The following is a 24,036-nucleotide window of genomic DNA, read 5'->3' as shown; positions in this document are numbered from 1 at the left end:
TATCTTTGCCGCCGCCTGGAACGCCTGGTACGCTGTACCGCGCGGCGGGCGCACAAAAGTAGACCTCCCCGCCATGGCGATCATGATCACCGACGAATGCATCAACTGCGGTGCATGTGAACCCGAATGTCCCAACAACGCCATCTACGAGGGTGGCGTGGAATGGCGGCTTGGCGACGGCACGGCGTTGCATGGTGCGCAGACCACCCCCACGGGGAACAGCTACGATGCGGACGCCGCCCAGAAGCCCGTGGCCATGGACGTCTACTACATCGTTTCCGACAAATGCACCGAATGCACCGGCTTCCACGATGAGCCGCAGTGCGCCGCCGTTTGCCCCGTGGATTGCTGCGTGGACGACCCCGACCACCGCGAGACCAAGGAGCAGTTGATGGCGAAGAAGGAGTTCATGCACTTGTAGCTGGAGGTCGAGGGGTTGGGACACGACCGGCCCGATCTTCGCCGTTGATGATGCACATGCGGCTTGTCCTTCCGGTCTATCTCCTCACGCTTTTCGCTTCTCCCGGGAACGCGCAGGAGCAGAATGCACTGCCCAAGGCGATCGCCGAGGCCAAGGCCCTGCAACAGGCCAACGGAGATGCGGTGCGCGACAGCATCAGCGCCGCGCTCAAGGCCACACTGCGGGAAGTGTTGTCCCGGCCAGATGCGCTGACGATACCATTGACGGACCTTCCGCTGAGCCGCGTGGAGGCACCCGACGGCAGCTTCCGGCTCATCACCTGGAACGTGCCACGCACGGACGGCACGCACCGCTACGAGGGTCTGTTGCTGCACCGGCAGGGATCGCGTACGATCCTGACGGAGCTGAAGGATGGCACAGCGGCGATCACAGCTCCCGAGGTGCCTGAACTGGGACCCGAGCGCTGGTACGGCGCACTGTACTACGAGGTGGTCCCCGTGCGCAAGGGCGGCAAGGTGTGGTACACGCTGCTGGGCTGGAAGGGCCACAGTAAGGTGGAGACGCGCAAAGTGATCGACGTGCTCCACTTCAAGGGCGGGCAGCCGCGCTTCGGGGCGCCGCTCTTCGGCGAGGGCCGGATCCGTCGCACGCGCCAGGTCTTCGGCTTCTCCTTCCAGGCCACCATGATGCTGCGGCACGAACCCCAACTTGGCCGCATCGTGCTGGACCACCTCTCCCCAACACGTGGCGACCTGGAAGGACAGCGTGCCTTCTACGGCCCGGACCTGAGCTACGACGCCTATGTGTGGGACAAGGACCATTGGCGCTTCGAGCGCGACATCGACGCGCGTGACATGCGCAAGCCGGACCGGCCCTTCAACACACCACCGCCCGAGCCGCGCCGCTGATGCCGGCCCGCTAACTTCGGCCGCCGCGCACCGCGCCACCGATGCCCTTCGCCGAACGTTACGCCGAGATCAAGGAATACGCGCCAGCCGGCATGCGTGGCCGATTGCGGCATGCCGCCCTCACGGGAATGAGTTCCTTCTACCGCTGGAGCGGACGCATGGCCGACGCGCTGGAAAGACCGCGCGTGCAATTCCTCTACATCCACCACACCTTCAGCGACGAACTGCCCGCGCTGGAACGCCTGATCGCGGAGCTGGGCCGCACGCACACCTTCATCCCTTACAGTGAAGCGGTGGACCGCGTGCTGGAGGCGCGGATCGACAAGCCCTACCTGTGCATCAGTTCCGACGACGGCTTCCGCAACAATCTGGATGGCGGCCGCATCCTGCGCGACCACGGCATCAGCGCCTGCTTCTTCATCAACCCCGGCCTGATCGCCCTGCGGGACGAAAAGCGCATCCGGGAGATCTGCGGTGAGCGCTTGCACTTTCCGCCGGTGGCCTTCCTCGGCTGGGACGAAGTGTCGGCGCTGAAGGCCATGGGCCACGAGATAGGCTCGCACAGTTGGGAGCACCACAGATTGGCCCGCCTGGGGACCGAAGCCCTTGCCGAGGACATCGCCAGGAGTCGCGGAACGATCGTCTCCCATCTGGGCGAAGCACCACATTTCGCCTACCCCTATGGTCGTTTCACGGACCTGCCGGTGGAAGGCTTCCGCGCCGTGTTCGCCGCCGGCCACCGCAGTTGTGCCAGTGCGGAACGTGGCTGCCATGTGGTCGACACGCCCGTACCACACGACCAGTTGCTCATCCGACGCGATCATGTGGTCCTCGACTGGCCGCTGGACCACGTGCGCTACTTCCTCGCCGCCAACGCGCTGAAGGCCGATCCCGCGAACAACCGCTATCCCGCGCGGACATGAAGGTGGCCCTGCTGACCAGCGCGCGCCGGGGCACGGCCGCCCATCATCTGCCCGCCCTGATCGGCAGTGGGCGTTTTCAAGTGGCGCAGGTGATCCTGGTGGAAGGTGGTCCTCCGAGCGATCGGGCATGGCGAAAGAAGCTGGGGAAGATCCTGCGCATCGGACCATTGGGCGCCTGGATGGGCCTTCGCATGCGGCGCTGGTATGATGCGGACGTGCGGGCGATCCTCCCCATGGAGGACCTGGAGATCCTTTGCCAACAGTACGGGATCGCGTTCGCCGTCACCCCCGCGATCGGCCATGCGCGAACGGTGGAGCTCTTGCGTGCCTCCGGCGCCGACATCGCCATCAGCCTGGGCAACGGCTACATCCCGTCGCGGGTGTTCACCGTACCGCGCCTGGGCATGCTCAACATCCACCACGAATTGCTGCCCGAGCGCCAGAACGCACAAGCCGTGGTCTGGGCCATCCACGATGGATCCCCGAACACCGGCTACACCATCCACCGCATCGACCGGGGCATCGACACCGGCGCCATACTGCTGCGCGAAGTGGTGGCCATACACTTCATGCCCACCCTGCGCGCCACTGTGGCGCACACCATGGCCGCGCTGTTGGAAGCCAGTGCCGCCGGCCTCCGCCGCGTGCTGGATGATCTGCCGAAGCACCTGGCGGATGCGAAGCCCCAAGGTGCAGGGCACAAGCGCACCACGCCCACCTTCGGGCAGTATCTGCGCATCATGCGGCAGCACAAAAGGCTCGCGGCACGCGCCTGATCGCGGTCATCCCGGGCTGGTTCAGGCAGGGGCATACCTTTGCCGACCTATCGCCCACAGCGGATGAGCACCCTCACCAGACCCAAGGTCCACAACTACAGCGCCGGCCCCTGCATTCTCCCCCAGGAGGTCTTCCAGCAGGCCGCCCAAGCGGTGATCGACTTCCAAGGCACCGGCCTCTCCATTCTGGAGATGAGCCACCGCAGCAAGCCCATCGAGGAGGTGATGGCCAGGGCGCAGGCGCTGGTGAAGGAACTGCTGGGCGCACCCGACCATTACCAGGTGGTCTTCCTCGGTGGCGGCGCCAGCATGGGCTTCCACATGGTGCCGCAGAACTACCTGCGCCCCGGTGGCCGCAGCGCCTATGCCAACACCGGCGAATGGAGCGCACGCGCCATCAAGGAAGCCAGGCTCGCGGGCGACTGCGTGGTGGTGGCCAGCAGCGAGGACCGCAACTTCAACTACATCCCCAAGGGCTACGAGATCCCCGCCGACGCCGACTACTTCCACCTCACCAGCAACAACACCATCTTCGGCACACAATACAAGGCCTTCCCGAAAAGTCCCGTGCCGGTGGTCTGCGACATGAGCAGCGACATCTTCAGCCGGCCGGTGGCGGTGAAGGACTTCGCGCTGATCTACGCAGGAGCGCAGAAGAACATGGGACCCGCCGGAACCACCGTCTACCTCTTCGACCCCGAGCGCACCGGCAACACCGGCCGCAAGCTGAGCCCCATGATGGACCTGAAGAACCACGCGGCCAAGGAGAGCATGTACAACACGCCGCCGGTCTATGCCGTGTACGTGAGCATGCTCACCTTGCAATGGCTGAAGGACATCGGTGGGGTCGCCGAGGCCGAGCGTCGCGCCGAGGCGCGTGCCGCGCTGCTGTACGGTGCCATCGATGCGCTGCCACTCTTCGAAGGCACCACCGCCCGGGAGGACCGCTCCAACATGAACGCCACCTTCGTACTGAAGGACAAGGCGCTGGAACCCGCGTTCGACGCGTTGTGGAAAGAGGCCGGCATCAGCGGCCTGCGTGGCCACCGCAGCGTGGGCGGCTACCGCGCCAGCATGTACAACGCCCTGCCCATCGAGAGCGTGCGGGTGTTGGTGGATGTGATGAAGGACTTCGCCAAAAAGAACGGATAGACCATGCGTGTACACGCCAACGACGGTATCGCAGCGAGCGCCAAGGCCGCTTTGCAGGAAGAGGGATTCCAGGTGAGCACGCAGGCCGTGCCACAGGACCAGCTGGCGGAGTTCATCGCCAGGGAACGTGTGGAAGTGCTGCTGGTACGCAGTGCCACCAAGGTGCGCAAGGACCTCATCGACGCCTGCCCGGGCCTGAAGGTCATCGGGCGCGGCGGTGTGGGCCTGGACAACATTGATGTGGCCCATGCGCACGCCAGGGGCATCGAGGTGATCAACACCCCATCGGCATCGAGCATCAGTGTGGCCGAGCTGGTGATGGCCCACCTTTTCGGCCTGATGCGCAGCCTGCACAAGAGCAACCGGCGCATGCCCGGCGAGGGACGCGCGCGCTTCAAGGAACTGAAGAAGGAGTACGAGAAGGGCGGCGAAGTGCGTGGCAGGACGCTGGGTGTGGTCGGCTTCGGACGCATCGGTCAATGGACCGCCCGCTATGCGCTGGGCGCCGGCATGCGCGTGATCTACGTGGACAACCATGCCGTGGCGGAGGCCATCGAAATGGAGGTGGGTGGACACACCGTGCGCGTACCGGTGAAGATGGTCTCCATGGCCGAACTCCTCGCGCAAAGCGACGCGATCAGCCTGCACGTGCCCGCACAGAAAGATGGCGCCCCCGTGCTGGGCGCGGCCGAATTGGCGCTGGTGAAGCCCGGTGTGGTCATCGTGAACACCGCACGCGGCGGCAGCGTGGATGAGGACGCCCTGCTGAAGGCCCTGAACGAAGGCCGGGTGAAGGGCGCCGCTCTGGATGTCTTCACCAATGAGCCCGAGCCGCGCGCCGACCTGCTCGCCCACGAGGCCATCTCGCTGAGTCCCCACATCGGCGCCGCCACCGCCGAGGCGCAGGACCGCGTGGGCCAGGAGCTGGTGGACCGCCTGGTGGCCTGGCGCTCCTCCGTGCAGGTGAGCGGATGATCGCGCTGCGGCCCTTCCGCGCCTGGCGCCCCGCGCCGGACAAGGCCCACCTGGTGGGTTCGCGCACCTACGTTTCGTACAGCGAGGCGGAACTCGCCGACCGGCTCGCCGGCAACCCCTGGACCTTCCTGCACGTGATCCACCCTCCGGGGCTTGGCGACGCCACCCGCGCTGAACGCTTCGCCGCCGTGCGTGCCGCCTTCCACGACTTCGTGCACAGGGGCGTGATGGTGCGGGATGCCAAGCCCACGTTGTACGTGTATGAGCAACAGCATCGCGGCAACGTGTCCCGTGGCATCATCGCGGGCGTGTCGGTGCGTGACTACCGAGAAGGCCGCATCAGGGTGCATGAGCAGACGCTCACTGCGCGCGAGTACCTCTTCGCCGAGTATCTCGCCAGCACCGGCATCAACGCCGAGCCCGTGCTGCTCTGCACGCCGGCGGGCATCGCCTGGGAAGCCCTGCTCGATCCGCTCCTCAACATCCGTCCCGATGTGGACTTCAGCACCACCGATCGCGTACGGCACCGCCTCTGGACCGTCCACGATCCCGCATTGGAGCAGGCCCTGCACAAGACCTTCGCGGAGGTCCCCGCCCTCTACATCGCCGATGGCCACCACCGCATGGCCTCGAGCGCTCGACTCTCAGAGGCGCATGATGCCGATGAGAACGATCCCCGCGCCTGGTGCCTGGCCTTCATCGTACCCAAGCCCCAACTGTACATCTACAACTTCGACCGCACCGTGGCCGATCTGGGCGGGCTGTCGGAAGCTGACTTCCTGGATCGCTTGAGGCAGGCCGGCGATCCCATTCCCATGGCCGCTCCGTGGACCGAACCAGGCCTGGTGGCCGTGCGCACGCCGGGCGGCTGGCATGGATTGAGACTGACGCCACCGCCTGCCGATGCCGCGCCCGATGCCCGCCTGGATGCCGCGCGGCTGAGCGAACTGGTGCTGGGACCGATCCTCGGCATCCAGGACCTGCGCACCGACCCGCGCGTTGGTTTTGTGCCTGGCACGCAGGGCACCTCCGCATTGGAACATATGGTGGAAGCCGGTGAGGCCGCCGTGGCCTTCCACCTGCACGCGGTGAGCTTCGCGGAACTGCAGGCCGTGGCCGACCACGGAGGCACCATGCCCCCCAAGAGCACCTGGATAGAACCCAAGCTTCGCAGCGGCCTGCTCGTGTACGACCTGGACCCCAAAGGCTGAGAACATCGCGGCACACCCATGGACACCACCGCGCTGAAGGAACGATACGATCGGGTGAAGGCCGCCCTTCCGCCGAATGTGACCCTGGTGGCCGTAAGCAAGACGCGGACTGTGGAGGAGATCCGCGCGCTGTACGACCTGGGCCACCGGGACTTCGGCGAGAACTACCCGCAGGAATTGCGTGACAAGCAGCCGCTTCTCCCGGCCGACATCCGCTGGCACTTCATCGGCCACCTGCAGACCAACAAGGTGAAGTACTTGGCGCCATTCGTACATCTGGTGCATGCCGTGGACAGTGAGCGGCTGCTGGATGAACTGGACAAGCGCGCCGCCGCCACCGGCCGGACCATCGATGTGCTGCTGCAACTGCGCATCGCAGCGGAGGACACGAAACACGGTTCGCAGGAGCACGATCTGCGCGCACTGTTGAAAGCCTTCGGGGCGGGCCGATGGCCCGGACTCCGTGCGCGCGGACTGATGGGCATGGCCACCCTTACCAGGGACCGGGAGCAGGTGCGCCGGGAGTTCGCCCGGCTGGGCGCCCTGTACCGCTCGTTGCACGCGGAGAACAGCGTGGACCATGCCACCTTCGACACCCTGAGCATGGGCATGAGCGACGATGCGGACCTGGCCATCGCGGAAGGTTCCACCATGGTGCGCATCGGCACGGCCCTCTTCGGCCCGCGAGGATGAACCAGGCAACCGGCCGGGTCGCCGGCGTCTTTCCACTGTAAGTTTGATGTGCCCAACGACCACCATGCGCCGCCTTCTCCTTCCGTTCCTGCTCGTCTCCGCAGCACCCGCCACCATGGCCCAACGCAGTTTGGAGGTGGGTGTGGCCACTGGCGCGGTCCAGTACTATGGCGACCTGGGCAACTACGACGGCCCCGTGCAGTGGAACAGCGCCAGGCCGGGCATGACGCTCACCTTCCGCGATTTCCTGAACAACCCGAAGCGCTATGTGACGCGCTCGCTCACCACCGAGGCCCGGCTGAGCTGGTTCCGCGTGGGCTACGACGAACGCGCCCTGATACCGGGGATGGAACTCTCCGAAATGAAGAACCTGCGCCGTGGCCTCAGCTTCCGCAACGATCTGGTGGGCGCCTCGGGACACCTGGTTCTGAATGCCTACCGTGAGCCCTACCAGCCCCTGTTCCAGCAGCGTTTCTTCATGTACTTCCACATCGGCCTGGGCGTCTACCACGGCCGTCCGAAGGCCGATCTCTTCCGCGGCGACATCGACCCGGCCAACCGCTACTGGTTCTGGAACGACGGCACCATCCGCGACGCGGCGCCCGGAACACCCGACGCGCAGGTGATCGAGAAGGACGGAGAGTACGAGACCGACCTGTACGACTGGCTGACCCAGGCGCCGAAGGGCTACGGCGAGAACACACGCGCCTCACGCGATTCCCCCTGGCATGTGGCCGTGCCCATGGGCGCCGGTGTGCGCTACATGATCACCAAGGAGATCAGCCTCGGCGTGGAGTACCAGTACCTCATGTTCACCAATGACCGCATCGACGATGTGAGCGACCGCTACGCCACCTGGGCGGAGATCGATGCCACCTATGCCAATGACCCCGTGAAGCAGGAACTGGCGCGCTACATCAGCGACCCCACCGGCCTGGGCACCAACGGCGAAGAGGGCATCTTCACCAGCCGACGTGGCAATCCGGGCTTGCTGGACACCATCAGCTTCCTGAGCTTCGAGGTGAGCTACAAGTTCAAGCGCAAGCCCGCCCGCCGCAGCTTCGTCAACCTCTGAGACCGCTTCCTTGCCAAGACCCATGACGCGGACCCTTCGGGGTCCGTTGTCATGAACGGACGGACCGCTCCCATGGCCAAGGTCTACCTTGTGGTGCCGATCCCAGGCACCAACACCATGCGCCGAACACTGCTCGCTTCCCTCCTGCTGTTGTTGACCTTGCCCGCCCTGCATGGCCAAGGCATCGAACAACACGACCGCGTGCGCATCTGGTTCGATGACGACCCCCGCGCCATGGAACGGTTGGGCGCGCTGGGCCTGGCGGTGGACCACGGTGATGTGCGGCCCGGTGCCTGGATCGAAACGGATCTTTCCCTGTCGGAGATCGCTCGAGCAAGGTCACACGGCTTCCGCTGTGAGGTGCTCATCGCCGATGTGACCACCTGGTATGTCGCGCGCAACAACTCGGGCGCATCGGAGAAGGCGGGCGATGGAAATGCTTGTGGTGGTCCTCCTGCGTTTCCCGTGCCGGCGCACTTCACCCTGGGCAGCATGGGCGGCTACTACATCTGGGAGGAGATGCTCGACGTCCTGGACCTGATGCACGCCGAGTTCCCGGGGTTGGTCTCCGCGAAACAAGAGATCGGCCTGAGCCTGGAAGGAAGGCCCATCCACATGGTGCGCATGTCCAACGACCCCGATGTGGAACAAGGCAAGCCCGAGGTCTTCTACAACGCGCTGCACCACGCGCGCGAACCGGGGTCGCTCTCGCAACTGATCTTCTTCATGTGGCACCTGCTGGAGAACTACGGCAGCGATCCCGAGGCCACCTACCTGCTGGACCATTTCGAGTTCTACTTCGTGCCCTGCGTGAACCCGGATGGCTATGTGTACAACCACGATCTGGCGCCGGATGGTGGCGGCATGTGGCGCAAGAACCGCAGGCCCAATGCCGGCGGTTCCTTCGGCGTGGACCTCAACCGCAACTACGGCCATGCCTGGGGCTACGACAACAGCGGCTCCTCGGGCAACCCGGAGTCGCAGGTTTACCGGGGCACGGAGCCCTTCTCCGAGCCGGAAACCCAGGTCATCCGCGACTTCAGCGCCAGCAGGAACTTCCGCCTGGCCATGAACAACCACACCTTCGGCGGCCTGCTGATCCATCCCTGGGGTTACCTCCCCTCCTTCTTCACGCCCGATTCGGCCGTGTTCGCCGAATACGGCGCGCACATCGCGGAGCACAACCGTTACCTCTATGGCACGGGCGACCAGACGGTGAACTACGTGGTGAACGGCGGCAGTGACGACTGGATGTACGCCGAACAGGACATCCTCTCCATGACCCCCGAGGCGGGCTTCGGCAGCGACGGCTTCTGGCCACCCAGCACGCGCATCGTACCCATCTGCCAGGACATGATGGCCGGGAACCTGCGCACCGCCCACCTCGCCGGGGTATACGGCATGGCCGCCGACCGATCGCCCGGGATCCTGGATGGTCCCGAAGGGCACATCGTGTTCCACCTCACACGTCTCGGCCAGGAAGCCGGAGACCTGATCGTCTCCCTCGAACCCTTGGAGAACGTCTCCACCACAGGCGCACCGATCGTCTTCGGCGATATGGCCCTTTTGGAGACCCGTATCGACTCCATCGCCTTCACACCCGCCCCGGCAATGCTTCAAGGCGAGGTGATGCGCTTCGTTCTCGCGGTCAGCAACGGTGCCTACACCCTGCGCGATACGCTCATCAAACACTTCGGCACACCACTCACCGTGCTGGTGGAGAACGGTTCCTCCATGGCCCAATGGCAAACTAACACCTGGGGCCTGAGCGCCGCGTACTGGCATTCCCCACCCACTTCCATCACCGATTCGCCCAACGGCGACTACCCGAACAACAACGTGCGCACCATCACGCTGGCGCAACCTTTCGATCTAACGGACGCCACCTCGGCGGTGCTCACTTTCATGGCACGCTGGGACATCGAGGCCCGCTTCGACCACGCGCAGGTCTATGCCTCATCCGATGGCAGCACATGGGTCCCGCTCTGTGGGCGCTTTACACGGCCAGGTGGCGAAGCACAGGATGAAGGCCAGCCCGTTTACGATGGCCAGCGCTACACCTGGGTGCGAGAGGAGATCGCTTTGGACGACTTCCTGGGCGAGGAGGTGCAGCTTCGCTTCCGCATGATCTCCGATGCGCAGGGCCGCCGCGATGGATTCTACTTCGACGACCTGAGGGTGATGAAGACCATCGCGCTGAATACCGGGGTCGACGTGCCTGAGGAGGTCACGATCGCCGTGATGCCCAACCCGGCCATGGACCATTGCTGGGCCACCTGGACCGGAGCGACACAGGGCGGGCATGCGCTGGTGCTCCGCGATGCGTTGGGCGCCGTGGTGAAGCGTTGGATGTTGAGCGGCCCACAAGGCAGCATGCGGCTGCACGTTTCCGACCTCCCGGCTGGCGTGTATCTCCTGCAAGGCTTGTTCGGCGACAGGCCCGTTACCGCGCAACGGCTGGTGGTGGTGCGGCCCTGAGACCGCACAAGGCCGAGTAGATTCGCGCCTCATGTCCAAGGACCAACGCAAGCGAATGGACCTGGCCTTCGCGGCATTGCTCAGCGAGGATGATGCCCAGGCCTTGGAGGCGATCACCCGTATCCGGGCGCATGGCGATGCCCGTGCCATTCCCCCGCTGCTCCAAGCCCTGGCCCGCACCACGGACGAAACGCGCCGACACCGCATCAACGCGCTGCTGCACGAGGTGAAAGCCGAAGGCGCCACCTTGGAGTTGATCGCCGCATTGGACGACCCCACCCTGTTCGACATCAGGGCGGAGGTGGTGGCCGTGCTGTGGAACGCGGGCCTCGACGTGCGCGACCACTTGGAACGCTTGGTGGCACTGGCCATCACTGGCGATGCACCGCTCGCCTTCGAGGTACTCACGGTGGTGGAGCATCAGGAGGTCTGGCCGGAGAAGGCCGCCCGCCGCGCGTTGAAGCTCTTGCGCGACGCGGAAGGCGCCGAACCGGACAGCTACAAGGCCACTATGCTGCGCGACATGGCCGTGCTGCTGGAGCAAAGGCTGGGCGTGGCCTGAAACAGCGAAGCCGGTCCGCCACCCAAGAATGCGTAGACCAGGCCGGGCCTCGTGAAGGCACGTGATTCATGGAAGAAGGCCAGGCACCAACTGGGCCCGGCCTTCCTGGTCGCAACTTCACAACTCTCCCTCAGGGCTGCACCACCAGCCTCTGCACGTGGCACTCCTCCCCTGCCGTCACGGCCACCACGTAGGTGCCAGCGGCCACGCCATCGAGTTGCCGCATGGTGTTGAACCGAAGAACTTCCAGTCGATGGACCACCATGCCACACCAGCAACCTCTGGAAACAAAGGAGCCGCCCCTTTCGAGACGGCTCCCGGAGTGACACGCGCCGGCCTTTACCCTATCGCTGGACCGGCGGCACCACACTTTGCAGGTTTCCTATCCATCGTACGCTCCCACACCCATTTACCAGTGGACCTGTCGGCCCTCTGGGTGCTGAACAATCCTTCGGCTCCCTTGGTTCGGATACGCATGTACTTTCCGTTACGCGGCGCTGTATGCGCGCAGCATCCAAAGGTCCTTTTCCATGGCCGTGATGTTGTCGCCCACGAGCGTGGAGGTGGCCTCATCCCCAGCGGCGCCGGCAAGATGCAGGGCTTCGCGTTGCAGCGAGATGAGCGTCGTCATGTCCGACATCACATAGGCCACGGTCTCCTTCGCACCGGTCAGGTCGCGGTGCTCCTTCACGCGGCTTTCACGCAGGTAGGCGCTGAAAGTGTGCAAGGGTCGTCCTTCCAAGGTCAGGATGCGTTCGGCGAGTTCATCGATGAAAGTCTGCGCCTTGGTGTACAACTCCTCGAACTTGGCGTGCAACTCGAAGAATGCGGGGCCGGTGATGTTCCAATGGCATCCCCGAAGGTTCTGGTAATGCACCTGGTAGGTGGCCAACATGGTGTTCAAGCCTTCCACCTGAGACGCGCTTCGATCCCTGTCCAGACCGAGACTGTTGGTGACGGACCTGGCGCGCTTCCCCTTCGTCCCATTCGGCATTCTAATTCCCATGCCGCGAAGGTACCATAGGGATCATCGATACATTCGATGTTCCAATAGTTTCACATTATGACCCTGCAACAACTGGAGTACATCGTGGCCTTGGACACGCACCGCCACTTCACGCATGCCGCAGAAGCCTGCCATGTGACCCAGCCCACCCTCACCATGCAGGTGCGCAAGCTGGAGGAGGAGATCGGCGCGGAGCTCTTCGACCGGCGAACACAACCGGTGCGACCCACGGACATGGGCGGGCATTTCATCGCCCAGGCGCGCGTGGTGCTGCGCGAGGCGGGCCAACTCATGGACCTGGTGGACGAGTTGGAAGCGGGACTCGCCGGCGCATACAGGATCGGCGTCATACACACCCTGGCGCCCTACCTCCTGCCCCTGTTCCTGCCGCGCTTCGCGGAGGGCCATCCCGATGTGCGGCTCACCATCGACGAGCGCAAGACCAGCCGCATCCTCAAAGGCCTGCGGCGCGGCGAGCTGGATGTCGGCATCCTGGTGACACCGGTCAATGCCGATGACATCGAGGAGATCCCGCTCTTCAATGAGCCCTTCCTCGCCTACCTGCCACCCGGCCACAAACTCGCACGGAAGAAGCGCCTGCAGCGCGCCGACATCCGCGACCAGGCGCTGTGGGTGCTGGGCGAAGGCCATTGCTTCCGGGAACAGACCCTGAGCCTGTGCGACAGACCGAGTGCCGGCGGCAACGAGAACCTCCTGTATGAGAGCGGCAGCATTGAAACGCTCAAACGCATGGTGCGTCGCGGCAGCGGCATGACGCTGGTGCCTGAACTGAGTGTTCGCCCGGAAGACCCGCGCGTGCGCCGCTTCATGGACCCCGAACCCGTGCGGCAGGTGAGCCTGGTCGTACGCAAGCCCTTCGTGCGGCGCAGACTCCTGGAGGAATTGTCGCGCTGCATCCGCCAGGCGGTGCCCAGGCGCATGCTCGCGACCCCATCGCGCGGTGCCGCCGTGCCCGTGTAGCTTTCGGCGGCCGGCCCCGTCATATGGCCGAAAAGAAGAACGACATGGAAAAGACCCTCAGGAGCACCTCGCTGATCCGTTTCCCGGACTGCGACCCCTTCAACCACCTGAACAACGCGCGCTACCTGGACTATTTCATCAACGCGCGGGAGGACCACTTGATGCATGGCCTCGGCTTCAACATCTACCAGTATGCCCGCGAAACGGGCACGAGCTGGGTGGTGGGCATCAACCGCATCGCCTACCTGAAGCCTGCCATGCTGATGGAAACGGTGAGCATCGACAGCACCATCCTCGCGTGGCGCGAGCGCGAAGTGCTGGTGGAAATGCGCATGTGGGACGAGGAGCGGACCGCCTTGAAGGCTTTGTTGTGGAGCACCTTCGTGCATGTGGACCTGCGCAGCGGACGATCCATACCACACAATGAAGCGATGAGCGCGCGCTTCCGACCGTGGGAAGCACCCCTGCCCGACCCCTCGATCACCTTCGAGCAGCGCATCGCGCAACTGCGCTGAGCGCTGGTATCCGATCAATCCTCCGGCGGCGGCAGTCCCGTCTCGAAGAAGCCCTGCGGGAAACCCTTGTTCGCCTCGATGTTGGTCACCTCCAGGATGGTTCGGCCCCGGATGCCGCCACGTTGTTCGATGCGATGCGGGAACAGCACGCCCAGAACGGGCTTGTGGTCCAGATAATCGGTGGTGATGGTGAGGCCGCGGCCGTGCATGAATTTCATCTCCACCCGGCGCAGGCGCATGCCGGTCTCCACATCGAAGTAGTCCTGCCAGGTGGGTCCGGGCCTGGTCTTGATGTGCAGCTTGTAGGCTTGTCCCCGGCCCAGTGGTGTCCGGCCGCTCACGGTCATGCGCTCGGCGATGCGGTCCATGTCCACCTCCGGCACCGGCGCGGCGATGAGTTGGATGTCCCGCAGGTCGATGTCGAAGAGTTCCTCGTCGCCGGCGGGTGAGCGGCGCACGGCACGTTGCCCATCGAGCACCACCTCCTCCACCGTCACGCCTTTGGACACCAGCCGCGAACGGTAGCGCCCGCGCGATCCGATCCATTGCTCCACCAGCACGGTGTCGCCGTCCATGGTGCCGGACCAGGTGATGCGCAGATCGTCGATGCGCTCGGCTTTCGCGCGGCCACCGATGGCTTCCAAGTGGCCATCGATCAAGCCTTGCGGCGTGATGCCCGGCACTGCGACCAGCACCTCTTTCATGGGCTCGCCCTGCGCGTTGATGACCACGATGGGTTCCTGGAGGTCGTCGCTGAACTTTTCCAGCTCGTCGCGGATGGCCTCCAGATCGCCCACCACCAGGATGACCACGCCTTCCGGCCGCAGGAACGCCTCGGCGGCGGAGCGCACCTGTTGCTTGCCCACGGCGGACAAGCGCTCCAGCCAGGTGCGGTAATGGTCCTTGGGCAGGTCGTTCAACTGTTGCTCCAAGGCGAATCGCGCCACGGTGCGCGGCTCTTCCAAAGCGCGGCTGAAGGCGCCCGCCATGGTGCTCCGCGCCAGTTCCAATTCCTCGGTGCCGGGCGTGGATCCGCGCATTCGTTCCATTTCCGCGATGATCTCGCCCACCGCGGCGGAGGTGGCATCGGTACGCACGCTCACCGATACGATCATCGCGGTGTTGTACCGGTCGGGGTCCATCTCGGAGTATGCGCCGTAGGCCCACCCCTTGTCCTCGCGCAGGTTGTCCATGAGGCGCGAGCTGAAGGTGCCCCCGCCGAAGATGGTGTTCATCACCCGGGCATCAAGTGCGCGCAGGTCATTGGGTTTGAGGTTGAGCGGGTGGCCCACACGGACCACCGATTGGGTGGCGCCAGGCCGGTCGTGCACGAAGACGCGGCGCTTCTCGCCCGGTGTGGCGGTACGGCGCAGGTAGCGCACATCGCCCAGGCCCGGCACCTTTTCCTCACCACTTTCCAGGTTCTTGGGCACTGGCACCGTGGCTTTCCACTTGCCGAAATGGTCCTTCGCCAGCTTGCGCGCCTCCTTTTCGGTGATGGCGCCCACCAGCACCAGGTAGCCCTTGTCCGGCCGGAAGTAGCGCGCATGCCAGGCGCGGGCGTCGGCGGCGGTGATACGCAGCACGGAGTGCTCCGCAGCGATATCTCCATAGGGATGCGCCTTGCCGTAGATCTGCCGTCGTATCACCGCATCGGCGATGCCCTCGGGATCCGCGGTGCGCTGGCGCAGCAGGGAGGCGAGGTTCTTCCGGGCGGCGTCCACTTCCGCATCGGGGAAGGATGGCGCGGTGACCACATCACGGAAGAGCCCCATGAGTTGCGGCACATGTTCCTTCAGGCAGGCGGCATAAACGCCATCGGCCGAGGTCTCGAAGGTGGCCCCGATGGCGTCCACGGCCTCATCAATGGCGGCCTTGTCGCGCGTTCTGGTCCCCGTGGCGATGGTCTCGCCCACCAGATCGGTCAGACCCGCCTTGCCCGCGATGACCATGGGCGGAATGTCAGCGTGGAACTGGACGCCCACCAAAGGAAGCTTGTGGTCCTCCACCACGATCACGCGCAAACCATTGGGCAAGGCGAAGGTGACATGGTCGCCCACGCGGACAACGGGCGGCGGGCCGGGTTCAGGCGGCAGGCCGCGATCGGCTTGTGCGTACATGATGCAGGATGCGAATAGGCCATGGGCGAAGGCCAGGGCGCGGACGGGCGAACTGCTGGTGGACCGTGTGGTCATGGTCTCAGGAATGGGCCGGAAGATAGTGGAGCAGCACGCGGCGTGCGGGGTCCAAATGGTCCAGTGCGGCCTGCCTGATGTCCTGCAAAGTCACTCCGGCCATGCGGGCCAGTTCATCCCGCACGGCGTGCGCGCCCCCTTGTAGTATGTGGGCCGTGGCCAGCCGGTGCGCCACACCGGCCATGCGCCGCATGCCCTGCACCGCTTCCATGCGGGCCCGGGTGCGGATCGCGTCCAATTCGGCCGGCTCCATGGTCGTTTCGCGCAGCCGCTGGAGTTCCTCGTCCATGGCCCGTTCCAGCACGCTGGGATCCACGCCGGTATTGGCGATGGCGAAGATCATGGCCAGGCCACCCTGCTCGAAGGGCAGGGCGAAGCTGCCCACCTGTACGGCCAGCCGGTGGCGGTCCTTCAAGGCCCGTTTCAGCCGCGCCGCATGGCCCGAGGACATGCCATGCAGGAGCAGATCCACCGGCATGAAGGCGGGATCCCGCACCGGCGGTATGCGGTAGGCCTGCACCACGGCCGGCAGTTCCACGCGATCGTGCACCACGGCACGCACCTCGTGTTCAAGCCCGGCCACCGGCAACGGCGTCCGAGGGACCTCTGCGCCCATGGGGATGTCATCGAAATAGTGGTGTACCAGTTCGCGCGCCTGGACGGTATCGAAGTCTCCGGCAAGGACCAGCACGGCGTTACGCGGCACATAATAGCGCTGGTAGAAATCGCGGAAGTCCCCCTCCCCGGCCGATTCCAGATCGGGCATGTGGCCGATCACCGGCCATTGGTAGGGATGATCGCTGTAGGCGCGCCGCAGCACCTCGGGCAGCAGGTTGCCGTAGGGGCGGTTCTCGTACATCTGCCGCCATTCCTCACGCACCACATCGCGCTGGGTGTCCACGCCCTGGCGGTCCACACGGGCGTGCAGCATGCGTTCACGCTCCAGCCACAGCCCCAGGGCCAGCCGATTGCTGGGCAATACTTCATAGTAATAGGTGCGGTCACTGCTGGTGTTGGCGTTGAGCTGCCCCCCGGCACGCTCCACATGGCGGCTGAATTCGCCCCGCGGGATGTTGGCCGAACCCTCGAAGAGCAGGTGCTCGAAGAAGTGCGCGAAGCCCTTGCGGCCGGGCGCATCGTCCTTGCTGCCCACGTGATACATCACGCCCACCGCCACGATGGGCGTGCTGTGGTCCTCGTGCAGGATCACATGCAGACCGTTGTCCAACGTGAATTCCGTGAATGTGATCTCCGGGTCCGCAGCGGAAGAACCTGCCTGGTGCACCATGGGAAGGCGCCAAATTAGCGCGGTGCGCTTCGCCCGCCGATAACTTTGGAGCATGTCCGGGACCGCCTCCGCCATCGCCCCAAAGGTGCGCCGCCGTATGCGCCTCAGGGCCCTGCGCTACGCCATCACCTTCACCGCACCGCTGATCGCGGCGGCGGGTTTCCTGCTCGGCGGCATCTGGACCTGGGTGTTGCCCGTGCATGCCTTCGTGGTGATCCCGCTCGCCGAATTGTTCCTCAGCGGGAAGCACTACAAACTGAATGAGCAGGAGGAACGGGCGGCCTTGGAGGATCCGGTCTTTGATGTGATCCTCTACCTGATCGTGCCGGTGCAATGGGGCATGCTCATCTGGTTCCTGGCCACGGTGGGCGCGCCGGGCCAGGCAGGCTGGGAGATCGCCGGGCGCATCGCCACCATGGGCATGTTGTGCGGCATCTACGGCATCAACGTGGCGCATGAGTTGGGCCACCGCGCCAAGCGCTGGGAGCGCGACCTGGCCCGGGCGCTGCTGCTCACCAGCCTTTACATGCACTTCATCATCGAGCACAACCGCGGTCACCACCGCCGCGTGGCCACGGCTGATGACCCCGCCTCGGCGCGCTACGGCGAAAGCGTCTACGCCTTCTGGGCGCGCAGCATCGTGTTCAGCTTCCTCAGCTCCTGGCGCATCGAGGCCGACCGGCTGCGCAAGGCAGGCAAGGCCCCCTACGGCCCGGCCAACGAAATGACCCAGGCGATGCTGTGGCAGGGTGCGCTGGTCACGACCATAGCGCTGGTTTTCGGCCTGGCCGCGGTGTGGGCGTTCCTGGGCGCGGCGCTCATGGGCATCCTCCTGCTGGAAACGGTGAACTACATCGAGCACTATGGACTGCGCAGGACGATCGGCGCGCAAGGTGCTCCGGTGCGTGTGATGCACTACCACTCGTGGAACAGCGACCACCTGCCGGGGCGTTTGATGCTTTTCGAGCTCACGCGGCACAGCGACCACCACTGGAAAGCCAGCCGCAAGTACCAGATCCTGCAAAGCCACGCCGATGCGCCGCAGATGCCCACCGGCTATCCGGGCATGATGGTGCTGAGCCTTGTGCCACCGCTCTTCTTCCACGTGTTGCATCCCCGCCTGCGGAGCCTCGCGGCCGAACGCGAGCATCTGGAGCTGGCGCGCTGAGGGCGGCACCCATGGCTACTTTCGCGGCGCCATGGCGCAGCAGGCGCTCGGGCATCACCCTTTGGCGCATACCCTGAAGCGATCCTTCCTGGACCCGAAGACGCTGGACCTCGCGCGGCATCTTCACGGCACATTCGGTGCGGAGCGGATCGCTCTACTGGAAGCGCGCCGTGATCCGCTGCCCTGGACGGACCGCTCATCGGTGGAATTCCCTGAGGCGACCGCGGCGCTGCGTATGAAGGAATGGCAGGTGGCCACCCCGCCCGAGAGCTTGTTGGAGCGGCGCGTGGAATTGCTCGGCGGTGCCACGCGGCAGGAGCTGGTGGATGGCCTGAACACCGGTGCCAAGAGCTACGTGGCCGATCTGTGGGACCTCTGTGCCGGGGACCCCTGGCGCATCATTCGCGCGCACCGCAATCTGGAACGCGCCTCCAGGGCCGACCTGGCCTATGTACCCGCCGAAGGTGGCCGCATCCGCATGAATCCCGCCAGCACCGTGCGGTTGATGGTGGTGCCGCGCCCCTTGCACGTGCCGGCGCATGCGGCCGAAGGCGCGGGCGACGACATCGCCGCGTCCATCATCGACCTGGCCCGCGTGGTGGGCAATTGCGCCATTAACCTGATGGAAAGGCAGGGCGGAGTGCACCTCTACCTGCGCGACGTGCGGGGCCAGCAGGAAGCAGGATGGTGGGGCCGGTTGTTCCATGAACTGGAGGAATGCGCCGACCTGCCCACGGGCACCATCCGCGCCACGGTGATGATCGACAACGTGCGCGCGATGCTGGAAGCGGATGAGATCCTCTTCGCTCTGGCACAGCACAGCGCCGGACTCTCCTTCGACCCGCAGGCCTGTGTGGCGGACATCATCGCGCAGTTCCACGATCCCCAAGGAGCACCCTTGCCAGGCCGTGAGACCATCGGGCTGGACAGCCCGTTTCTGCGCGCGCTCAGTCTCCATCTCATCGGCCTGTGCCATCGGCGTGGCTGCCACGCCATCGGTCCGCCTTCCTTCACCCTGCCGCCGAAGGATCCCCTCCGTGCCGGAGCCGACCACCTGTCCATGCTGGCGGACAAGGAGCGCCAGGCGGTGGATGGTCATGATGGCACCCTGGTCACGCACGCCGGTCAGGTGAACGCCGCCGTGATGGAGTTCAACAAGGGCATGCCGCGCGCGCACCAGATGAACTACCTGCGCCATGAGGTCTTCCATGCGGCCGATCTGCTGCGCACACCGGAAGGCCCCGTCGCCGTGGACAGCCTGCTGGCCATGACGCGCACCGCGCTTTGCGCCCTCACCTATCACCCTACGGGGCAAGGGCGGGTGGAGCAGGGCGGGCGCCTGCACGATCGCTCCTCGTTGCGGCTGGCGCTGAGGATGCTGTGGCATTGGCTCCACCTGGACAAATCGGTGAGCACCACCACCGGTCTGGAGATCCGCCCCGAAGTGATCGGTTATCTGCTCCGCAAGGAGGCCGGCAAGCTCTTCGCCAACGAGCCTGAAGAGATCAAGGAACTCGCGCGCACCGCAGCGGACCAGCTGCTGGCCCTGGTCACCGCCGGCGCTGTACCGGACGAGCCTCTGTGATGGCTCCTATCTTGGCCACACATCGACCTTGACCGCATGAGCGCCTGGATATCCGTGGAAGAAAAACTGCCCGAGGACGGCCAGCGCGTGCTTTGCCATCTGCCCGCCAACCGGGTGTACCTGCCCGGCAAGAGCGGCGACCACGAGGAGCGGCCCGTGGTGATCCTGCGTTTCCTACGCGACCATTTCCTGAAGAACGCCAGCAAGACCGGCTACAGCGGCGTGCCCCACTTCTGGCAGGGCGAGGGTTCCAGCAACCACTTCTTCGCCGACGTCACCCACTGGATGCCTTTGCCGGAAGCGCCTTAGTGGAAAGGGTGCAAGGGGTGGAACGTGCAAGGGCGAGAGGGCATGAAGGTGGAGATTGCAGGTAGTGTCCCACTTTGGCTCGCCCCCAAACGCTCTGTGAACATTGTCTCGGGCCGCAAATGCCAGGGACCATCGGGTGGTGGACCGGCATAAGGGTCCGGAGCGCATAGACCTCACGGCCACCGTGTGCGTGGGTGTCCACGATCCGCGCGGCGCGGGCCAACGCTGATAGTGCGCGGGTATGTGGGTGCGTGGCCCTGCGCTTGGATCGTGGTCGCCTTTTGGCTCCACCTTTTGGCGAAGCAAAAGGTGGAAAGGAGGGTCTGAGCGTTTGTTCATCGGCGAACAGGGACACTACCAAAGTGCAAGGGGTGGAAAAGTGAAAAGGTGCAAGCGCACCCGCGCTCGCACCTTTCCACTTGGGACCTACCACCCCTTGCACCCTCCTACTTCACGATCTCCAGCAGCTCCACCTCGAAGATGAGCACGCTGTTGGGCGGGATGGCGCCGCCGGGGCCACCACTGGGGCCATAGGCCAGATCGCTGGGGATGTGCAGTTTCCACTTGCTGCCCACGGGCATCAGTTGCAGGGCCTCCACCCAGCCGCGGATCACCTGGGTCACGCCGAACACGGCCGGTTCGCCGCGGCGCACGCTGCTGTCGAACTCGGTGCCATCGATCAAGGTGCCGGCGTAGTGCACCTTCACGCGGTCGCTCGCCGTGGGCTTCGGCCCCGTGCCCATCTTGATCACTTCATACTGCAGGCCGCTCTCGGTGGTGGTCACCCCCGCGCGCTTGCCGTTGGCCAGCAGGTATTCCTCGCCGATCACCCGGTTCTCCTCGCCCTGCTTGCGCTCCTCGGCCTGGCGCTCCTCCTGCATGCGCATCATGTAGCGCTGCACCACGCTCTGCAGCACCATCTCGTCCATGGTCACGCTGCTGTCCAGCCCATCGCGCAGGCCATCACGCATGGCTTCGAGGTTCACGCCCTCCAGCTTGTTGCGCTTGAAGTTGGCGCCGATGTCGGCCCCGATGGCGTAGCTCACCGAGTCCATCTCGGTCTTCAGCGGCGTGCGGCCTTTCTGGCCTTGGGAACAAGCGCTGAGGACGGTCATCGCCAGCGCGGCGGATATGATGCGGATGGTCATGTTCGGCGTTTTGAAGGGCGCGAAGTTAGGCGGTGGCCAGGGAGGCGGATGTTCATGCTTCACCGCGCCCCCCCACCCCCTGCCGCGATCAGCACCCGGCGCAGGGTCTTGTCATACTTCCGGAAGCGCGACAGGTCGCCGTGGTGGCCCCGGGGAAAGGTGATCATCTCGCGCGGCAGGTCCGCGGGCACCTGGGCATAGAGCCGCAACGCGCTGTTGTAGGGCACCAGCGTATCGCGGCGGCCGTGGAAGATGTACACCGGGCAGCGCACCCGGCGGATGGCCTTGTCGTTGCGGAAGGGATAGCGCAGCAACAGGCGGTAGGGCAGGATGGGCAGATAGGACATGGCCACATCGTAGAGATTGGCGAAGGGCGTTTCCAGCAGGAGCAGGCGCGAACTGTGCGCGGCCGCGAGCGGGGTGGCCATTGCGCTGCCCAATGATCGGCCGAAGAGCACGATGTCCTCCTCGCGCCATCGCATACCAAGGTGCTTGTACCACGCTTCGGCATCATCCAGCAGGGCGGCCTCGCTGAGGCGTCCCCGGCTTTTGCCGTAGCCGCGTGGGTCGGGCATGAGCACATCGAAGCCCATGCGCGTGAAGCGCGGCGCCAAACTGCCCCAGCGCCGCAAGCTGCCCGTGTTGCCATGGAAGTAGAGGATCGCGCCGCGCGGCTTCTCCGCCGGGAAGTACAAGGCGTGCAGGCGGGCGCCATCCCCGGTATCCAGCCAACGTTCCTCGAATGGGAAGGTGAACCGCCAGCGGTAGTTCGGTCCCACCCGGAACCGGATGAAGATGAAGCGCTCCTGGAAGATCCAGTAGAAGAGGCAGAGGGCCGCATAGCCCACCAGCAGCACACCGGCCAACATCCACAGCAGACCCATGGGGCGAAATTACCGGTGGTGGCCCCCTGCGTAGTGTCTCACTTCGACCCATGTTGATCAGTTCCATGACCGATGCTTCGGCCTGGGCGCCCAACAGCAACGGACAGTTGAGGAGCAAGAGTTCGTAGTGTACAGCAGAGCGTGCAGGTACAGCGTGCGGTGGGCGTCCACGATCCGCGCGGACGCGCCCGGCTCGTGGGCTTGTGCTGCGGGCCCGTGTGAGCCGGGCTGCGGCTCGGATCGTGGTCGCCTTTTGGCTCCACCTTTTGGCGAAGCAAAGGGTGGAAAAGGGTATGTCAACGTCGATGTTCGCCGACCTGACCTGTTAGCGAACTGAGACACTGACCCCCCTGCCGACCTTTGCACCATGGTCGGTCCGCGTGATCTCGCATGGGCGGCGCTCGTGGTGGCGCTGCTGGCGCCTTGTACGGCGAATGCGCAATCGGTTCGCAAGGGCAGCCTGGTGAGCAGCCTCGGCGGCGGTGCGGGGCTGCTGGACCTGCACGGGTCGGGCGGGGGGATCGGCCAACCGGAACTGCCCTGTGGCGCGGTACGCTTCGCCTTCGCGCACGGCTTCGGCAAGCGGTGGTCCCTGGGCCTGCACTACGACCGCATCGGCAGCGCTGAACATGCGGAGCCCTTGGAACGCCTGCGCATCACCACCTATCAATTGGAAGCGAGCTGGCGTCCATGGATCGGTGAACGTGCGGCGCTGGAACTCCTGGCAGGCGCAGGCACCTCGATCCTGGCCTTGCGTCCGGTGGGCGGCAGGTTGCCTTATGGGGCGAACGCTGGTGTGGTGCAGGTGGGCGCCCGCTGGCTGCGCATGGTCTCCGGCACGCTGGGGGCCTTCGTCGCTGCGGATCATGCGGCCAGCGCCACGGCCGATCTTGCCCTGGAGGGCGAAGCGGTGAACGACGCGGACGGCAGGCCGATCTCCGTATCGTGGTCCTCCACGCGGCTCACGGCCGGACTGCTCTTGCGCTTCTAACGCCGGTCGCGCAGAAAGACCCACTGGTCCACCGTGCTCTCCTCCGCGCTGAAGCGGTAACCATCACCATCGTACTTCTTCAGCGCCTGCGGATCGAGGATGCGGTGCCGGATGATGTGCCGCGCCATGGCGCCGCGCTGGTGTTTGGCGAAGACCATGACCACCTTGTGACCGCTCCCCACGCGGTCCTTGAATACGGGCGTGATCACCGGTACACCAAGCCGTCCGGTCCTCACCGCCTTGAAGTATTCCTGCGAGGCGAGGTTCACCACCACCTTCCCCGCCTGTTTCAGATCACCCTGCAACGCGTCGGTGATGCGATCGCCCCACCAGGCATAGAGGTCCTTCAAGCCACGGCCCATGGCCAAGGGGGTGCCCATTTCCAAGCGATAGGGCAGCATGCGGTCCAGCGGACGCAGCACGCCATACAACCCGGACAGGATCCGCAAATGCCGCTGCGCGAAACGGAGGTCGTCAGCATCAAGCGTGCGGATGTCCAGCCCCCGATAGGCCTCGCCGTTGAAGGCGAAGCCCGCCGGCAGCGCATGCTTCCCGAACGGCACCGACCAGGCCTGGTAACGCGCGTGGTTCAGCGCGGCCAGCTTGGGGCTGATGTCCATGAGCGTGGCGAGCTTCTTCGCGCTCATGCCGCGCAACTTCTCCGCCAGCGGCACGGCATGCTCCAACAGCACCGGCACCGTGGTCCGGATGCCGCTCACGGGACTTTCATTGAGGTCTTTGGCCGGGGAGAGCAGGATGAGCATGGGTGGTTGATGAAGGCTTGGGGTTGAA

General features: G+C 65.2%; 23 protein-coding genes. 17 read left to right on the top strand and 6 right to left on the bottom strand.

Annotation, left to right across the window (positions count from 1 at the left end; genetic code table 11):
* Nucleotides 1-73 precede the first annotated feature (73 nt).
* The 11 genes from KIT10_02255 (at nucleotide 74) to KIT10_02205 (ending at nucleotide 11,174) form a co-directional block, all read left to right on the top strand.
* Nucleotides 74-421 (top strand): 4Fe-4S dicluster domain-containing protein, encoded by a 348-nt coding sequence (locus KIT10_02255; GenBank protein MCW5898065.1) that lies wholly within the window; start codon nucleotides 74-76, stop codon nucleotides 419-421.
* A 47-nt stretch (nucleotides 422-468) separates the two neighbouring features.
* Nucleotides 469-1,329 (top strand): hypothetical protein, encoded by an 861-nt coding sequence (locus KIT10_02250; protein MCW5898064.1) that lies wholly within the window; start codon nucleotides 469-471, stop codon nucleotides 1,327-1,329.
* Between the two features lie 41 nt (nucleotides 1,330-1,370).
* Complete coding sequence (locus tag KIT10_02245; GenBank protein ID MCW5898063.1) at nucleotides 1,371-2,252, top strand: polysaccharide deacetylase family protein; 882 nt, start codon at nucleotides 1,371-1,373, stop codon at nucleotides 2,250-2,252.
* Nucleotides 2,249-3,028 carry a hypothetical protein gene (locus KIT10_02240; GenBank protein MCW5898062.1) on the top strand — a complete coding sequence of 260 codons (780 nt, stop codon included), beginning with the start codon at nucleotides 2,249-2,251 and terminating at the stop codon, nucleotides 3,026-3,028. Before KIT10_02245 ends, KIT10_02240 begins: the two co-directional genes overlap by 4 nt.
* 63 nt (nucleotides 3,029-3,091) lie before the next feature.
* Nucleotides 3,092-4,180: a 3-phosphoserine/phosphohydroxythreonine transaminase gene (serC, locus tag KIT10_02235; GenBank protein MCW5898061.1), complete on the top strand. Its 1,089-nt coding sequence runs from the start codon at nucleotides 3,092-3,094 to the stop codon at nucleotides 4,178-4,180.
* 3 nt (nucleotides 4,181-4,183) lie between these two features.
* The gene (locus tag KIT10_02230; GenBank protein MCW5898060.1) at nucleotides 4,184-5,155 is read left to right on the top strand and encodes a D-2-hydroxyacid dehydrogenase; all 972 of its coding nucleotides are present in this window, start codon (nucleotides 4,184-4,186) and stop codon (nucleotides 5,153-5,155) included.
* On the top strand, nucleotides 5,152-6,366 hold the full coding sequence (locus KIT10_02225) for a DUF1015 domain-containing protein (GenBank protein ID MCW5898059.1): 1,215 nt from the start codon (nucleotides 5,152-5,154) through the stop codon (nucleotides 6,364-6,366). The genes KIT10_02230 and KIT10_02225 overlap by 4 nt, the downstream gene beginning before the upstream one ends.
* An 18-nt stretch (nucleotides 6,367-6,384) precedes the next feature.
* Complete coding sequence (locus tag KIT10_02220) at nucleotides 6,385-7,059, top strand: YggS family pyridoxal phosphate-dependent enzyme (protein MCW5898058.1); 675 nt, start codon at nucleotides 6,385-6,387, stop codon at nucleotides 7,057-7,059.
* Nucleotides 7,060-7,123: 64 nt separating this feature from the next.
* A complete protein-coding gene (locus KIT10_02215; GenBank protein MCW5898057.1) occupies nucleotides 7,124-8,134 on the top strand; it encodes a hypothetical protein in 1,011 nt (336 codons plus the stop codon).
* A 51-nt stretch (nucleotides 8,135-8,185) separates the two neighbouring features.
* A complete protein-coding gene (locus KIT10_02210; GenBank protein ID MCW5898056.1) occupies nucleotides 8,186-10,612 on the top strand; it encodes an immune inhibitor A in 2,427 nt (808 codons plus the stop codon).
* A gap of 31 nt (nucleotides 10,613-10,643) precedes the next feature.
* Complete coding sequence (locus KIT10_02205; GenBank protein MCW5898055.1) at nucleotides 10,644-11,174, top strand: hypothetical protein; 531 nt, start codon at nucleotides 10,644-10,646, stop codon at nucleotides 11,172-11,174.
* 487 nt (nucleotides 11,175-11,661) lie between these two features.
* On the opposite strand, the gene KIT10_02200 is transcribed toward KIT10_02205, so the two are convergent.
* The gene (locus KIT10_02200) at nucleotides 11,662-12,180 is read right to left on the bottom strand and encodes a DNA starvation/stationary phase protection protein (GenBank protein MCW5898054.1); all 519 of its coding nucleotides are present in this window, start codon (nucleotides 12,178-12,180) and stop codon (nucleotides 11,662-11,664) included.
* A 57-nt stretch (nucleotides 12,181-12,237) separates the two neighbouring features.
* On the opposite strand from KIT10_02200, the gene KIT10_02195 reads away from it, so the two are divergent.
* Nucleotides 12,238-13,161, top strand: a complete 924-nt coding sequence (locus KIT10_02195) for a LysR family transcriptional regulator (GenBank protein MCW5898053.1) — start codon at nucleotides 12,238-12,240, stop codon at nucleotides 13,159-13,161.
* A 44-nt stretch (nucleotides 13,162-13,205) separates the two neighbouring features.
* Complete coding sequence (locus tag KIT10_02190) at nucleotides 13,206-13,676, top strand: acyl-CoA thioesterase (GenBank protein ID MCW5898052.1); 471 nt, start codon at nucleotides 13,206-13,208, stop codon at nucleotides 13,674-13,676.
* A 14-nt stretch (nucleotides 13,677-13,690) separates the two neighbouring features.
* Here the strand turns inward: KIT10_02190 and KIT10_02185 are convergent, their stop codons facing one another.
* Together KIT10_02185 and KIT10_02180 are read right to left on the bottom strand one after the other, a co-directional pair.
* Complete coding sequence (locus KIT10_02185; GenBank protein ID MCW5898051.1) at nucleotides 13,691-15,871, bottom strand: insulinase family protein; 2,181 nt, start codon at nucleotides 15,869-15,871, stop codon at nucleotides 13,691-13,693.
* 4 nt (nucleotides 15,872-15,875) lie between these two features.
* A complete protein-coding gene (locus KIT10_02180) occupies nucleotides 15,876-17,159 on the bottom strand; it encodes an insulinase family protein (GenBank protein MCW5898050.1) in 1,284 nt (427 codons plus the stop codon).
* Nucleotides 17,160-17,211: 52 nt separating this feature from the next.
* Between KIT10_02180 and KIT10_02175 the strand changes: the two genes are divergently transcribed.
* From KIT10_02175 to KIT10_02165, 3 genes are read left to right on the top strand one after another with little or no spacing between them, the layout of a single operon-like run.
* Nucleotides 17,212-18,327, top strand: a complete 1,116-nt coding sequence (locus KIT10_02175) for an alkane 1-monooxygenase (GenBank protein MCW5898049.1) — start codon at nucleotides 17,212-17,214, stop codon at nucleotides 18,325-18,327.
* A gap of 31 nt (nucleotides 18,328-18,358) precedes the next feature.
* A complete protein-coding gene (locus tag KIT10_02170) occupies nucleotides 18,359-19,912 on the top strand; it encodes a hypothetical protein (protein ID MCW5898048.1) in 1,554 nt (517 codons plus the stop codon).
* A 36-nt stretch (nucleotides 19,913-19,948) separates the two neighbouring features.
* Complete coding sequence (locus KIT10_02165) at nucleotides 19,949-20,221, top strand: DUF551 domain-containing protein (GenBank protein ID MCW5898047.1); 273 nt, start codon at nucleotides 19,949-19,951, stop codon at nucleotides 20,219-20,221.
* 446 nt (nucleotides 20,222-20,667) lie between these two features.
* Here KIT10_02165 and KIT10_02160 read toward each other — a convergent pair whose 3' ends face one another.
* Both KIT10_02160 and KIT10_02155 read right to left on the bottom strand, forming a co-directional pair.
* Entirely contained in the window at nucleotides 20,668-21,276 is a 609-nt protein-coding gene (locus tag KIT10_02160; GenBank protein ID MCW5898046.1) for an FKBP-type peptidyl-prolyl cis-trans isomerase, read from the bottom strand.
* 152 nt (nucleotides 21,277-21,428) lie between these two features.
* Nucleotides 21,429-22,253 carry an alpha/beta hydrolase gene (locus KIT10_02155; GenBank protein ID MCW5898045.1) on the bottom strand — a complete coding sequence of 275 codons (825 nt, stop codon included), beginning with the start codon at nucleotides 22,251-22,253 and terminating at the stop codon, nucleotides 21,429-21,431.
* Between the two features lie 367 nt (nucleotides 22,254-22,620).
* Here KIT10_02155 and KIT10_02150 point away from each other — a divergent pair, with 367 nt between their 5' ends.
* Nucleotides 22,621-23,244 (top strand): hypothetical protein, encoded by a 624-nt coding sequence (locus tag KIT10_02150; GenBank protein MCW5898044.1) that lies wholly within the window; start codon nucleotides 22,621-22,623, stop codon nucleotides 23,242-23,244.
* Here KIT10_02150 and yaaA read toward each other — a convergent pair.
* Complete coding sequence (yaaA, locus tag KIT10_02145) at nucleotides 23,241-24,008, bottom strand: peroxide stress protein YaaA (protein ID MCW5898043.1); 768 nt, start codon at nucleotides 24,006-24,008, stop codon at nucleotides 23,241-23,243. The genes KIT10_02150 and yaaA overlap by 4 nt on opposite strands.
* Nucleotides 24,009-24,036: the final 28 nt, after the last annotated feature.

Source organism: Flavobacteriales bacterium (assembly GCA_026129465.1).
GTDB lineage: Bacteria > Bacteroidota > Bacteroidia > Flavobacteriales_F > PHOS-HE28 > PHOS-HE28.
The sequence above is the reverse complement of the archived record's forward strand: the minus strand, read 5'-3'. Positions and strand labels throughout refer to the sequence as shown.

What these genes read in the sequence shown, in the direction of transcription:
- KIT10_02220 (MCW5898058.1), top strand. Translation starts at nt 6,385, where the DNA reads ATGGACACCACCGCGCTGAAGGAACGATACGATCGGGTGAAGGCCGCC.
- KIT10_02170 (MCW5898048.1), top strand. Translation starts at nt 18,359, where the DNA reads ATGGCGCAGCAGGCGCTCGGGCATCACCCTTTGGCGCATACCCTGAAG.
- serC (MCW5898061.1), top strand. Translation starts at nt 3,092, where the DNA reads ATGAGCACCCTCACCAGACCCAAGGTCCACAACTACAGCGCCGGCCCC.
- KIT10_02180 (MCW5898050.1), bottom strand. Translation starts at nt 17,159, where the DNA reads ATGGTGCACCAGGCAGGTTCTTCCGCTGCGGACCCGGAGATCACATTC.
- KIT10_02230 (MCW5898060.1), top strand. Translation starts at nt 4,184, where the DNA reads ATGCGTGTACACGCCAACGACGGTATCGCAGCGAGCGCCAAGGCCGCT.
- KIT10_02150 (MCW5898044.1), top strand. Translation starts at nt 22,621, where the DNA reads ATGGTCGGTCCGCGTGATCTCGCATGGGCGGCGCTCGTGGTGGCGCTG.
- KIT10_02245 (MCW5898063.1), top strand. Translation starts at nt 1,371, where the DNA reads ATGCCCTTCGCCGAACGTTACGCCGAGATCAAGGAATACGCGCCAGCC.
- KIT10_02215 (MCW5898057.1), top strand. Translation starts at nt 7,124, where the DNA reads ATGCGCCGCCTTCTCCTTCCGTTCCTGCTCGTCTCCGCAGCACCCGCC.
- KIT10_02210 (MCW5898056.1), top strand. Translation starts at nt 8,186, where the DNA reads ATGAACGGACGGACCGCTCCCATGGCCAAGGTCTACCTTGTGGTGCCG.
- KIT10_02160 (MCW5898046.1), bottom strand. Translation starts at nt 21,276, where the DNA reads ATGGACTCGGTGAGCTACGCCATCGGGGCCGACATCGGCGCCAACTTC.
- KIT10_02250 (MCW5898064.1), top strand. Translation starts at nt 469, where the DNA reads ATGATGCACATGCGGCTTGTCCTTCCGGTCTATCTCCTCACGCTTTTC.
- KIT10_02225 (MCW5898059.1), top strand. Translation starts at nt 5,152, where the DNA reads ATGATCGCGCTGCGGCCCTTCCGCGCCTGGCGCCCCGCGCCGGACAAG.
- yaaA (MCW5898043.1), bottom strand. Translation starts at nt 24,008, where the DNA reads ATGCTCATCCTGCTCTCCCCGGCCAAAGACCTCAATGAAAGTCCCGTG.
- KIT10_02255 (MCW5898065.1), top strand. Translation starts at nt 74, where the DNA reads ATGGCGATCATGATCACCGACGAATGCATCAACTGCGGTGCATGTGAA.
- KIT10_02185 (MCW5898051.1), bottom strand. Translation starts at nt 15,871, where the DNA reads ATGACCACACGGTCCACCAGCAGTTCGCCCGTCCGCGCCCTGGCCTTC.
- KIT10_02165 (MCW5898047.1), top strand. Translation starts at nt 19,949, where the DNA reads ATGAGCGCCTGGATATCCGTGGAAGAAAAACTGCCCGAGGACGGCCAG.
- KIT10_02155 (MCW5898045.1), bottom strand. Translation starts at nt 22,253, where the DNA reads ATGGGTCTGCTGTGGATGTTGGCCGGTGTGCTGCTGGTGGGCTATGCG.
- KIT10_02195 (MCW5898053.1), top strand. Translation starts at nt 12,238, where the DNA reads ATGACCCTGCAACAACTGGAGTACATCGTGGCCTTGGACACGCACCGC.
- KIT10_02205 (MCW5898055.1), top strand. Translation starts at nt 10,644, where the DNA reads ATGTCCAAGGACCAACGCAAGCGAATGGACCTGGCCTTCGCGGCATTG.
- KIT10_02175 (MCW5898049.1), top strand. Translation starts at nt 17,212, where the DNA reads ATGTCCGGGACCGCCTCCGCCATCGCCCCAAAGGTGCGCCGCCGTATG.
- KIT10_02200 (MCW5898054.1), bottom strand. Translation starts at nt 12,180, where the DNA reads ATGGGAATTAGAATGCCGAATGGGACGAAGGGGAAGCGCGCCAGGTCC.
- KIT10_02240 (MCW5898062.1), top strand. Translation starts at nt 2,249, where the DNA reads ATGAAGGTGGCCCTGCTGACCAGCGCGCGCCGGGGCACGGCCGCCCAT.
- KIT10_02190 (MCW5898052.1), top strand. Translation starts at nt 13,206, where the DNA reads ATGGAAAAGACCCTCAGGAGCACCTCGCTGATCCGTTTCCCGGACTGC.